Source organism: Nitrospira sp., assembly GCA_024998565.1.
Taxonomy (GTDB): Bacteria; Nitrospirota; Nitrospiria; order Nitrospirales; family Nitrospiraceae; genus Nitrospira_A.
Genome location: JACOEM010000010.1, coordinates 28,835 through 41,571 on the forward strand (window position 1 = coordinate 28,835; position 12,737 = coordinate 41,571).

General features: G+C 59.8%; 7 protein-coding genes. 5 read left to right on the forward strand and 2 right to left on the reverse strand.

The genetic code is table 11. The features are described from left to right. Nucleotides 1-528 precede the first annotated feature (528 nt). Nucleotides 529-5,412, forward strand: a complete 4,884-nt coding sequence (locus tag H8K11_15555; GenBank protein MCS6265168.1) for a multicopper oxidase domain-containing protein — start codon at nt 529-531, stop codon at nt 5,410-5,412. A 453-nt stretch (nt 5,413-5,865) separates the two neighbouring features. Here the strand turns inward: H8K11_15555 and H8K11_15560 are convergent, their stop codons facing one another. Both H8K11_15560 and H8K11_15565 read right to left on the reverse strand, forming a co-directional pair. Further along, complete coding sequence (locus H8K11_15560; protein ID MCS6265169.1) at nt 5,866-6,627, reverse strand: DsbA family protein; 762 nt, start codon at nt 6,625-6,627, stop codon at nt 5,866-5,868. 149 nt (nt 6,628-6,776) lie between these two features. Next, nucleotides 6,777-7,070, reverse strand: coding sequence for a hypothetical protein (locus H8K11_15565; GenBank protein MCS6265170.1), 294 nt, complete (start codon nt 7,068-7,070; stop codon nt 6,777-6,779). Between the two features lie 158 nt (nt 7,071-7,228). Between H8K11_15565 and H8K11_15570 the strand changes: the two genes are divergently transcribed. From H8K11_15570 to H8K11_15585, 4 genes are all read left to right on the forward strand, one after another. Then, a complete protein-coding gene (locus H8K11_15570; GenBank protein MCS6265171.1) occupies nt 7,229-8,440 on the forward strand; it encodes an acetate/propionate family kinase in 1,212 nt (403 codons plus the stop codon). A 73-nt stretch (nt 8,441-8,513) separates the two neighbouring features. Further along, nucleotides 8,514-10,889 (forward strand): phosphoketolase family protein, encoded by a 2,376-nt coding sequence (locus H8K11_15575; protein ID MCS6265172.1) that lies wholly within the window; start codon nt 8,514-8,516, stop codon nt 10,887-10,889. A 3-nt stretch (nt 10,890-10,892) separates the two neighbouring features. Next, nucleotides 10,893-11,576 (forward strand): HAD family hydrolase, encoded by a 684-nt coding sequence (locus tag H8K11_15580; protein ID MCS6265173.1) that lies wholly within the window; start codon nt 10,893-10,895, stop codon nt 11,574-11,576. 82 nt (nt 11,577-11,658) lie between these two features. Continuing rightward, on the forward strand, nt 11,659-12,720 hold the full coding sequence (locus H8K11_15585) for an aldo/keto reductase (protein MCS6265174.1): 1,062 nt from the start codon (nt 11,659-11,661) through the stop codon (nt 12,718-12,720). Nucleotides 12,721-12,737 lie beyond the last annotated feature (17 nt).

A 12,737-nucleotide genomic window follows, 5' to 3' on the forward strand; every position in this document is an offset into this window, starting at 1 on the left:
CGAGGCGTGCCCCTTCAGACCTTTCACGTCTTACTCTTTCGTCTTTCGTTTCACGTTTTACCCTTCGTTCACCGTTTCCAGCCACGCCGTCACCGTGTCCGTTCACGGTGCGGCTGATCACCCTTCATCCACTCTCACCGATGGGGCGTTGATGTCCCATTGAGACAAACTTTTCTGACACGTCACATTCGCTTCTAAATTCAATCTCTTTTCGTTCCACACGCATTTTCGATGGGGCGCCTACGCCCCATTCGTGAAAGCGATTGGCCCTTCGTCTTCTGAAATTACCAAGCAAAGTGCGGTTTTCTTACGCTGATCATCTTGGAACGGGAGTTGCTCTAGAGATGGCCGTCTTTATACGTGCAGTGGGGGACGCGCCATCGTGGCAATGATCGCGAGCTAGGAAGTGGAAGACGATGGACCGGCCTCCGGAGTTTTCCACTCCATGAGGTGCAGGTCCCCATGGACCTGCACCGCTCGCGGCAGTCTCGTGGTGCGGTGTTTATGGTTTCAAGAGGAGGTAGGTCAATGAGATCGGTACGAAGCGGGCCTAAGAAGTACAGTCAGCGAAGGTCCCGGGCAGCCTGGAAGTATGTGCTGGGGGCGATGCTCCCGACGGTCTGCATCGGGGCATTCCACGTCGCGTCGGCGGAGCCGACCGACCTGCATGCCGCGGCGCACAACCAGCCGGCTTGGGCAGAGCAGCTCAAGGGGCAGACCATCGTCGAGGATGCCAAGGAAGGGCATGTCGAGCGGACGGCCATGATGGAGCGGCAACACCAGCGCATCATGGAGAAGATCAATGAGCAGATGGTGCATGACGCCGAGGTGCAGCGGACCGGCGGGCAGTACAACAACATCAACATGATGCACCAGTACGGCGCGGGAAATCAGGATCTCCTTCTGATGTCCAATCCCTCCGCCGAGCCTGTGTCGATGGGCGGCGGGCGCTGCCCGGCCAATGCACCGGTGCGCACGTACGATGTCTCCGCGATCAACGTCGAGATCACGCTGAATATGTGGCTCGATTTTTATCCCGGCTATATGTACGTGCTGACGGAGAATATCGACAAGGTGCGCGCGGAAGAGACGAAGAATAAAGACGCGCGCGACGTGGAAGGGTACAACCCGGGCGCAGTGATGAACGGGTTGCAGAATCAATGGATTCAGCCCCTCGTCCTTCGCGGCAACCAGGGCGATTGCGTCAAGCTCACGCTTCGCAATCAGCTCGAGGGCACGGAAGAGGTCAGTCTCAACATTCACGGCTCCAGCATGGTGATGGCGGCCACGGGCCAGCCGGCTAGCACCACCAATCCGGACAGCATTGCCGGACCGGGAAAGGCCGTGGACATGGAATGGTACATTCCGCCCACGCAGCAGGAGGGTAGCCGCCAGTTCCATTCGTACAGCAACGACCGCGAATTGACCGTGATGGGCCTCTTCGGGTCGTTCGTGATCGAACCGAAGGGCTCGGAGTATCTTGAGCCGTTGGGAACCGGAGATCCTCAGCCCACCAAGAGCGGCTGGCAGGCGATCATCAAGAACGGAGCCGGTCCTGACTTCCGTGAGTTCGTGCTGTTCTACCACGAAGTCGGCGATGAAGCCTTCCGCCCGTTGAATAAGAAGGGCGACTTCATTCCGCAGCGCGATCCGTTGACCGACGTCTATCGCCCGGTGGCCCGCGCGTTGAACTACCGCAGCGAGCCGTTCGGCGTGGACAACATGCAAACGCAGCATGAATATTTCGGCTTCGAAGATGAGTCGATGGCCTACAGCGCCTATACGTTCGGCGATCCGGCCACGACCATTCCGCGCAGCTATCTCGGTGACCCGGCCAAGTTCCGGCTGGTGCACGGAGGCTCGGAAGTGTTCCATTCACATCATCCGCACGGAGGTTCGATCCGTTGGCCGCGCAGCCCGCGGGCGATCGATGAAATGCCGCTCTGGCATACGGCGAAGAACGGCCCGGTGAAGTACCCGGTGATCCGGACGAAGTCCGATCGCGTCGACGTGGAAGTGATCGGTCCGTCTGAGACCATGGATCTCGAAACGGAGTGCGGATCCGGACTCTGCCAACAGTTGGCCGGAGACTTCCTGTTCCATTGCCACGTGGCCCATCACTACATCGCGGGGATGTGGGGCTACTGGCGCGTGTACAACACCATTCAGCAGGGTGCGAACCACAACGATGTGATGCCGGATCTGTTGGAGTTGCCGGACCGCAAGGGCCGGATCAAGGTGGGTATCACGTCCGACGAGTTGATCGGCAAGACGGTCGATTGGTTCGGCAAGCAATTCACGATTATCGAGAAGGGCAAAACCGATTGGAAGGCGAGCCCGGCTCTGGTGACCCTGAAAGACTGGGTGGAGATGCAGTTCCCGCCACAGGGCTTGCCTGGTCACAAGAAAGACGAGCGTGAGCAGACCAGGTCCTACGATGCCAGCGTGTTGAACTGGGGCTGGCAGGGCAATCGCGCCATGACCGAGCCGGAGAACACGGTGCCGAATCCGCGCTATCAGTCGGCGCATCCGAACGAGCGGCTGCCGATCGTGTTCGAGCCGTTGACCGGCAAGGTCTCCTGGCCGCATTTGAAGCCGCATTTCGGTCGCCGGGTGCCGTTCTCCAAAGGCCACAATCCTTCTCCGTGGCTGGAGATGATCCATCTGGAAGAGGACGGGTTGCCGAGTTCCTATCCGGCCAAGCCGGGAGAGAACGGGCGCTGGAGCCTCTGTCCGGAAAATGCCGGTTCGAAGAAATACAACGTGCACTTCATCCGCACGCCGATGATGTTGGCCGATAAGCAGGGCAACACGCCGGCGATTATGGATGAAGGCGGGATGATCTATGTCCTGCACGAAGAAGAAGCCGCCATTCGGAAGAACAACGACCTGAAGTTCCCGTTGGTCGTGCGGTCGAACATCTATGATTGCGTCGATTGGATGTTGACCAGCGAATGGGACGACGATGACTACTCGAATTTTCATGCATCGAAGGTCAATACCCATTGGCATTTCCTGCAGTTCGACAATCAGTCGTCGGACGGTGTGATCACCGGCTTCTCGAACGAACAGTCGGTGCGCCCGTTCACCATGTTGGAGAAGAAAACGGACAAGGGATTGCCCTTGCCCTTGAATACCACGTTCACGAAGGCGGGCAAAAAGGGCGATCGTGTCATCACCCTCAAGAACGCCGCCCAGTATCATCCTGGCATTGAGATCCTGATCGGCGCGGATAACGTCGGTGGGAATGAAGTCGGGCGGATCCAGTCGATTAAGGGCAACGAGATCACGCTCGTGCGGCCGTTGAAGAACGATCATCCGGTGAAGGATATCGTCACGGTCGAGTTCGTTCGGCAGCGGTTCTGGGTCGATTCCGATGTGGGCACCGTGTTCTGGCACGACCATGCGTTGGGCCGGATTACCTGGGGTCACGGCGGATTCGGCACCATGATCGTCGAGCCGGTCGGTTCGACGTATCACAATCCGAAGACCGGAGCGCCGATCCGGAGCGGTCCGTTGGCGGACATCCGCACTGCGGAGCCTGTGGGCTACGGGGTGAACGGCAGCTTCCGTGAGTTGCTCGTGCAGTTGAACGATAGTGTGCCGCACACGATCAATATCGTGACGGCCGGTAATCCTCCTGGACAGCCGGTCGAGGTGGCGCTGGAAGCGGGGAAGACGATTTCCTTCCCGATTCCCGACCATATCAAGATGACGCCGATGCCGTTCCTGAACGGCGGAACGCATACGACGGGCGGCAGCCTGAACTTCCGGGCGGAGCCGATCTCCGGCCGTATGGCGGCCAATCCGGATATGTCGAAACTCTTCAGCAGCGCCGTGCACGGCGATCCGTACACGCCGATGGTACGTGCGTACCTGGGCGATACGGTCGTCTTCCGGTTGTTGCAGACCATGACCAACGAAAGCATGGTCTGGACGCTGTCCGGACATACCTATCTGACTGAGCGGTATGCCGGCGACGCGAACCGGAAGAACTCGATCCATGTCGGCATTGCCGAGCGGTACGACCTGGTGGTGCCGCAGGCCGGCGGACCGAGACTGCAAGCGGGCGACTACATCCACTTCAACGGACGTTCGTCCAAGTTCTCGGAAGGTGCCTGGGGGATCTTGCGCGTCCTCGATAAGGACGTGGCGGATCTGCAGAAGTTGCCGGCCGGCTACAGTGGCCGGAACGAAATTCCCAAGGCTCCGGCGGTGTGTCCTGCCGAGGCGCCGGTGAAAAACTTCAACGTCGTGGCGATCGATTTCCCGTCCATGAAGTTGAATCCGAAAGCACCGGATGCCATCGAGGTCGATTTCGAACGCACCATCCAGATGGTCAATCCCGATGCCAAGATCTACACCTTGGAGGAGGATGTGTCGGCCGTGGCGTCCGGTGCGCAACCGATGCCGTTGACGTTGCGGGCGAATGTCGGCGACTGTCTTAAAATTAGGTTGACCAACAAGATGAAGCAGGGTCGGGCGTCCTTCTCGGCGCTGGGCCTGGCGTTCGATCCGAAGGATTCGCTGGGTGCGAACGTCGGCAACAATCCGGGCGAGCAAACGGTCGCGCCGGGTGAGAGCCGCGTCTACACCTACTATGCCGATCCGTTCCTCGGGGAGACTGCGTCCCTGGTGTGGGATTGGGGTAATGTCATGACCAATCCGCGCAACGGCCTGTTCGGCGGTATCGTCATCGGCCCGAAGGGGGCGACGTATCGCGATCCGAAGACCGGTGCGGATATTTCCCTGAAGAACAGCTGGGTCGCCGATGTCATTGTGGATCGGTCGATTCAGGGCTACGAGAATCGCCAGAACTATCGCGATGTGGCCCTGTTCTTCCAGGACGAAGACAACATCATCGGGACGAGCTTCATGCCCTACGTGCAGAACACGGCGGGCTTGACGGCTGTCAACTACCGCTCGGAACCGTATAAGTTCCGGGAGTCAAACGGTTGCACGTTGGGCAAGGTCTTCCAGCCTTGCTCGGTGGATAAGCCGGAGAGCATTGCCACGCCGCTCATCGAAGCGCATGCGGGAGATCCCGTGCGTATCCATGTGTTCGGTGCGAGCAATGAGCAGAACGGCATGTTCAGCGTCGAAAAGCATGAGTGGCCGATCGAACCGTTCATGCGCGGCGCCGACCAGATTAGCGTCGTTGAGTTCTCCGCCTCGGAGAGCCTCGATGCCTTCATCCCGGCAGCCGGCGGAAGCTTCCGCCTCCCGGGTGATTACGTCTGGAGCAATCAGCGGTTGCCCTATGCCCAATCCGGGCAGTGGGGATTGATGAAGGTGTTGCCGCATGACGATCAACGGATCCTCCCGTTGAGTCAGCAGGCGCCTTCCATCAAGCGGGCGGACGTCGAGTCTGGAACACCCACTGTCTCCAGAATGTCGAATCCGCTCCGGTAAAGGTGAGGGCGGCGCAGCCCTGTATACGTGCCGCCACAAGGGTGCAGTGCCGGTCCTAATCACCAAGACTGCGGGAGAGCACATAGGTGCTCTCCCGCAGTTGCGTTTAGCAGGATGCGGAAAAAGTCCGGCAGCGGCGTTCTCGCAAGACACTGCCGCCTCACCGTCTCGGCGGCGTTCACAAACGTGACGCGCTTTACTCAGCGCGTCGTGAACCTCAGCGGCTCACCGTACGACGCGAGTACGATTCGCCCCTTCGCTTGGTGCGGCCTTGCTGGGCGGCCTTTCCTACGGGTGAGTGTGATACCGACAGGGCATATCAGTCGATCGTACGCATTGCGCATCAATCGAGCCATTTCGCAGCCTGTTAGGGGCTGGGCGCGCTCGAATCTGCTCTCGGTATGTCCTTGCTTTTCCCGGCACAGGTGAGACAAGCAGCCAGGGCGCAAGCTGTCACTGCTTGCGCTTGTGTGAGACCAATTCCTGCAGCGTTTTGAGGTCCAAGGCGCCCGGTACGAGATCGTTGCCGACGATGAACGCCGGTGTGCCGCTGATGCCGAGGGTTTTGGCGAGCGCGCGGTTGCGATCGATGATCGGTTGCCATTCCGGTCGGGTCATGTCCTGATCCAGTCGATTCACGTCCAGCCCGGTCTCAGTTGCGATGCGGAAGAGTTGCTCTTTGGTGAGATCGTCTTTCGCGGCCAGCAGAGCTTCATGAAATGCCCGGTGTTTGCCCTGCAGGTTCGAGGCGAGTGCCGCCTTGGCCGCCCATTCTGATGGCTCCCCAAGAATCGGAAAGTCTTTGTACACAACCCGCACTCGGGCGTCGCTCTGCTGCAGTTGGGTCAGGGCCGATGCTGCTTTTTTACAATAGCCGCAGCGATAGTCGAAGAACTCGACCACGGTCACGTCGCCGGCCGGATTTCCACTGACCGGGCTAGCCGGGTCGTTGAGCAGCTCTTGCTGATGTGTCGCGAGGGCGGCCCTCTGCCGTTCTTGTTCCTCTGCCGCCCGTTTGTTTTCCAACGACTGCAACGATTGCTCGATGACTTCCGGATGGCTCCGAATATACTGCTCGATCATCTGCTCAAGGGCCTGCCTGCTGAGCGGCTCGCCGGTCGGTCCGGCTGCCGGAACTTCGAGAGGCAAGAGGAGGGTACAAGCGGTGAGTGCGAAGCCGAGGGAAAGGAGAAGTCGGTCGCTGCCCAGGTTCATTCTGCCTCCGTTTAGGATGAGGGTGAAAGGGTGTCGCTCGATGCGAGAACGCGCGGCATTATACAAGAATCTGCTGTCTGAGAAACTGATGGCGCGCGCAGGGAGATTCTTGAACGTCGTAAGGCGGGAGGCGCAGTGGTTGATTCCGGTCAGTTGGCCGGGTCGACGGGCAGTTTCGTGATCTTGATCAGCCGGTTCTTTTGATCCAGTTCAAAGCTCACATGGTCGCCAATGGTGAGGCCCTGGAGAAGACGGCGGTTGATGACCGGGAGGGCTTGTGATTCCCCGGATGGCATTCGAATGGTGAGCGTCAGGGTGTCCTGATCGATCGAGAGAATCGTACCGCCCAGGAGGGCGACCTCTATCGTGGGACCGGCGGCGAAACCGGAGATGACCGGCGAACTGAGCAGTAGCATGAGTATGGCCGGGATGTGCGGGCCCATAACCCATGATAGCCGATGCCGATCCCTGCCCGGAACTAGCACTCTTCCCTGGCTTGCACGGGCAGAGGACCTACAACGCAAGCAAATGGCGCTTTGGATTTTACGGTTGCGCTGAACTCATGCTCGCTCTATCTTGAGGCGTAGGGGAAAAACCAAGCATGTCTGAAGCCGGAAACGGGCTACCCGCCATACTCACCCTTAACGCCGGATCCTCCAGTGTGAAGTGGGCCTTGTTTCGTATTGGAGCAGAGCCGGTTCGGACGGCAGCGGGACAGATCGAGCGGATCGGGCTTCCGGATGGCATCGTCACCGTCACTGATGTTGCAACCGGACAACTCGAGCGGCGTTCCGTTCCTGTGCCGAACCACGCGGCTTCCGTCCAGGTGCTTCTCGATCAACTCGCGCAGAGCGGGAAGGGATTGTCCGTTCAAGCCATCGGTCATCGAGTCGTGCACGGAGGCAGTCGTTACGCAGACCCGCAGGTGGTCTCCGCTGAGGTGATGGAGGAGTTACGGCGGCTGAGTCCCTACGATCCGGAACATCTTCCGGCCGAAATCACCTTCATCGAGGCATTCGGCACCGAATATCCGCAGGCGCCGCAAGTGGCCTGCTTTGATACCGGGTTCCATCAACATCTGCCGCCGGTGGCGCGTCTCCTGGCCATCCCCCGTCGCTATGAAACACTGGGCATCAGACGGTACGGGTTTCATGGCCTCTCGTATGCGTTTCTGATGGAGGAATTGGAACGGATGGCGGGCCGTGACGCCGCGCGCGGTAAGGTGATTCTCGCCCATCTGGGAAACGGGGCCAGTCTGGCGGCGGTGCGGGACGGCGTCAGTATCGATACGAGCATGGGCTTTACTCCGGCTTCCGGTCTGCCGATGAGCACCAGGTCCGGCGATGTGGACCCGGGACTGATTTCCTACCTAGCCAGGACCGAAGGCATGACGCCGGAGCAGTTTCACCACATGGTCAATGCGCAGTCCGGCCTCTTGGGTCTGTCGGAAACCAGCCCGGACCTGCGTGACCTGCTGGCGCAGGAAGGGCACGATCCGCGCGCCGCCGAGGCGGTGGCGGTGTTTTGTTACCAGGGCAAGAAGTGGATCGGGGCCTATGCGGCAGCGCTGGGCGGGGTGGAACAGTTGGTCTTCAGCGGCGGCATCGGTGAACATGCGGCGGTCGTGCGGGCGCGTATGTGCGAGGGCCTGGAGTTTCTCGGCATCCATCTGGATCGAGAGCAGAACGAGGCCAATGCCGCCGTGATTTCCAGCCCGGCAAGTCGCGTGACCGTGCGGGTGATCCGTACCGACGAAGAACGTCAGATTGCGCAATCGGTCTGCCGGTTATTGGCATTGAACGAAGTTTGTTGACGATGCAGGACGGTCGTCCACGCCTGTCGTGGGCGATTGATGACCGACAGTCAAAACTGGAGAGAGGGAGCCTATGAATCAGACGACGCAGGCGAATCAACCGCTCAGCCCGGAGACAGTGCAACGGATTGATGCCTACTGGCGGGCGGCGAATTACCTTTCCGTCGGACAGATATATTTGTACGACAATCCCCTGCTGAAACAGCCGTTGAAGCGGGAGCATATCAAGCCGCGCCTGCTCGGCCATTGGGGGACGACGCCGGGGCTGAATTTTATCTACGTCCATCTCAACCGCATCATCAAATCCCAGGATCTGCCCGTGCTGTACATCGCGGGGCCCGGACATGGGGGGCCTGGCCTGGTTGCGAACGTGTACCTCGAAGGCACCTACAGCGAGGTCTATCCGAACATCTCGCAGGACGAAGCAGGCTTGCAGCGCCTGTTCAAACAGTTTTCTTTCCCCGGCGGTATTCCGAGCCATGTCGCGCCGGAAACGCCCGGTTCTATCCACGAAGGCGGTGAACTGGGCTATTCCCTAGCCCATGCCTATGGGGCGGCCTTCGACCACCCCGAATTGCTGGTGGCTTGTGTGATCGGAGACGGGGAAGCCGAAACCGGTCCGCTCGCGGGGAGTTGGCATGGGAATAAGTTTTTGAATCCCGTGCGGGACGGGGCGGTGCTGCCGATTCTGCATTTGAACGGGTACAAGATCGCCGGCCCGACCGTGCTGGCACGTATGCCGCCGGACGAGCTTGAATCTCTGCTGGTCGGGTATGGTCATCAGCCGTTTTTCATCGAAGGTGATGATCCTGCGACGATGCATCAGCTGATGGCGTCTACGCTGGACGAAATTGTCACGACGATCCGGGGCATTCAGCAGGAGGCCCGGTCCAAGGGATTTACCGGCCGTCCGCGCTGGCCCATGATCGTCTTGCGTACCCCGAAGGGCTGGACCGGGCCGAAGGAAGTGGACGGCAAACCGACGGAGGGCACGTTCCGTTCCCATCAGGTGCCGATGGGCGAGATGGACAAGCCCGGACATGTCGAGTTGCTGGAAGCATGGCTGAAGAGTTATCGGCCGGAGGAGTTGTTCGACGAAGCGGGGAAGTTAATGCCGGAGCTGGCCGAGCTGGCGCCGACCGGCGAGCGACGCATGGGGGCTATTGCTTGCGCGAACGGGGGCGGCCTTCTCCGCGATCTTCAAATGCCCGATTTCCGACAGTACGCGGTGCCGGTGGTGAAACCAGGCATCGAGGATGCCGAAGCGACCAGAGTGCAGGGATTGTTCCTGCGCGATGTCCTGAAGATGAATCCCCACAACTTTCGGCTGTTCGGGCCGGATGAGACGGCGTCGAACCGTTGGGGCGGAGTGTTTGAAGTAACCGATCGCTGCTCGACCGAGCAGATCCTCCCCACCGACGAACATGTGGCGCACGACGGGCGTGTCATGGAGATCTTGAGCGAGCACCTGTGCCAGGGTTGGCTCGAAGGGTACCTGCTGACGGGACGGCATGGGTTTCTGAATTGTTATGAAGCGTTCATTCACATCGTCGATTCCATGTTCAATCAGCATGCGAAGTGGCTCAAGACCTCGCGCGAGATTCCCTGGCGGCGGCCGATCGCCTCACTGAATTATCTGTTGACGTCGCATGTGTGGCGCCAGGACCACAATGGTTTCAGCCATCAGGATCCCGGCTTCATCGATCATGTGGTGAATAAGAATGCCCAGGTGATCCGTGTCTATCTGCCGCCCGATGCGAACACGCTCTTGTCGGTCACGGACCACTGTCTGCGCAGCCGCGATTATGTGAACGTGGTGGTGGCGGGAAAACAGCCGGCTCCGCAATGGCTGGATATGGACGCCGCCGTGCTGCACTGCACTGCCGGGATCGGGATTTGGGAATGGGCGAGCAACGACCGCGGCAGCGAGCCCGACGTCGTGATGGCCTGTTGCGGCGATGTGCCGACGATGGAGACGCTGGCGGCGGTGGAGATCCTGCGAATCGCCCAGCCCAATTTGAAGGTGCGTGTGGTCAATGTGGTCGATCTCATGAAGCTGCAGCCGGCGAGTGAACATCCGCACGGGATGTCCGACAAGGAATTCGATGCGTTGTTCACGACCGACAAACCGATCATCTTCGCCTTCCACGGGTATCCGTGGCTGATCCACCGGCTCACCTACCGACGGACCAACCATGACAACCTGCATGTGCGGGGCTACAAAGAAGAAGGTACGACGACCACACCGTTCGACATGGTTGTGCTGAACGATCTGGACCGGTTCCACCTGGTCTCCGATGTGGTGGACCGTGTGCCGCAGCTCGGGGCGCGTGCCGCCTATCTCAAGCAGGAGATGCGCGACAAACGCATGTTGCACAAGCAGTACATCGAGACCTATGGAACCGATATGCCGGAGATCAGAAACTGGAAGTGGAGCGGGAAGCGGTAGGACATGGCTCCTCCTACTGTCGTCGTGCTGTTCGATGTCGACAATACGTTGCTGGACAACGATCGGATCACGGCCGACCTCACGCAGTATTTGGACCGGGAAGTGGGCCCGGCGCACGAGCGGGCATATTGGCGCATCTTCGACGAGTTGCGTGAAGAGTTGGGGTACGCGGACTATCTCGGGGCGTTGCAGCGGTATCGCCTGGCCTATCCGCACGACTCGCACCTCCTGGCGGTGTCGCATTTTCTGGTGAATTATCCGTTTGCCGACCGGCTGTTTCCGCAGGCGTTGGACGTCCTGCGGCACGCCAGGCAATGGGGCCGGACGGTGATCCTCACCGACGGCGACGCGGTCTTTCAGCCGCGCAAGATCGAACAATCGGGCATCCTGTCCGTCGTCGAAGACCAGGTGCTCGTCTATGTGCATAAGGAACAGGAGCTGGAGGACGTCAGGCAGCGTTACCCTGCCGACCACTATGTGCTGATCGACGACAAGCTACGCATCCTGAGCGCGGTGAAAGCCCAGTGGGGGGCGCGTGTCACCACGGTGTTTCCGCGTCAGGGGCACTATGCCAATGATCCTGATGCGCTGCGGACATTTCCGTCGCCCGATCTCAGCATCGACTGCATCGGCGATCTGTTGACGATCGATCAGTCGCGACTCTTCCCCGCCGCAGGCCATCGGTGATGCCGGCGCGTGGCTCCAGGATTGACAATGCCAGGGTCTGGTCGTAGCCTACACACTCCACCTCCAAGAGGGCAGGTCATCGATGACGCCCAAGAAACCTGACACATCGATCTGGTCCACTTCCCTCGATCGTCGCCAGCTGTTGAAAGGGCTCGGCGTGGCGGGATCGGTCATGGCGCTTGGCGGGCCCGGTCGCTTGGCTGAGCTACTGGCCGCAGACACTCCTTCCTCGGGCACCTCGACGGGCGACATCCCGCGCCGCCCCTTAGGAAAAACCGGCGTCCAGGTCTCGGCGCTCTGTTTCGGCGGAGCCCATTGGGGCCGACTCAAGGACGAATCCGAGGCCTTCCGCATCATCCACGAGGCCATCGACGCAGGCGTCAATTTTCTCGACAACGCTTGGGAGTATCACGGCGGGCGATCGGAAGAACTCATGGGCAAGGCGTTGCAGGGAAAGCGGCAACAGGTTGTGCTCATGACCAAGGTCTGCTCGCACGGTCGCGATAAGAAGGTGGCTCTGCAGCAACTCGACGAGTCATTGCGACGCTTGAAGACCGACTACCTGGATCTCTGGCAGATTCACGAAGTCGTCTATGAAGACGATCCCGATCGTCACTTCGCGCCGAACGGGGCCACTGAGGCTCTGCTCGAAGCCAAACAGCAGGGGAAGGTGCGATTCATCGGCTTCACCGGCCACAAACATCCGCAGATCCATCTCAAAATGTTGGCACACGACTTTCCGTTCGATACCTGCCAGATGCCATTGAATGTCTTTGACGGCACCTATCGGAGTTTTGAGCGAGAGGTACTGCCGGTTCTGAACCAACGCGGGATCGCGGCCCTGGGCATGAAGAGCCTGACAGGGAATGCAGAGCCGATCAAACAGGGGATCGTGACACCGGAGGAAGCGATCCGGTATGTATTGAGCTTGCCGATTGCTTCGCTCGTGAGCGGCATCGATTCGCCGCAGGTCCTCAAGCAAAACCTCGACATCGCGCGCCGCTTCACGCCTATGACCGTAGCCGAGATGGATGGCTTGCGCACCAGAGTCGCACAGTACGCTATGGATGGCCGATACGAACTCTTCAAATCCACCAACCGCTACGACGGCGGTATCGGCCGCGCCCAGCACGGGATTTCCTAACAGGCTCTTGATAAAGG

Coding starts and splice junctions, on each gene's coding strand:
- H8K11_15555 (MCS6265168.1), top strand. CDS start 529: ATGAGATCGGTACGAAGCGGGCCTAAGAAGTACAGTCAGCGAAGGTCC.
- H8K11_15560 (MCS6265169.1), bottom strand. CDS start 6,627: ATGAACCTGGGCAGCGACCGACTTCTCCTTTCCCTCGGCTTCGCACTC.
- H8K11_15565 (MCS6265170.1), bottom strand. CDS start 7,070: ATGGGCCCGCACATCCCGGCCATACTCATGCTACTGCTCAGTTCGCCG.
- H8K11_15570 (MCS6265171.1), top strand. CDS start 7,229: ATGTCTGAAGCCGGAAACGGGCTACCCGCCATACTCACCCTTAACGCC.
- H8K11_15575 (MCS6265172.1), top strand. CDS start 8,514: ATGAATCAGACGACGCAGGCGAATCAACCGCTCAGCCCGGAGACAGTG.
- H8K11_15580 (MCS6265173.1), top strand. CDS start 10,893: ATGGCTCCTCCTACTGTCGTCGTGCTGTTCGATGTCGACAATACGTTG.
- H8K11_15585 (MCS6265174.1), top strand. CDS start 11,659: ATGACGCCCAAGAAACCTGACACATCGATCTGGTCCACTTCCCTCGAT.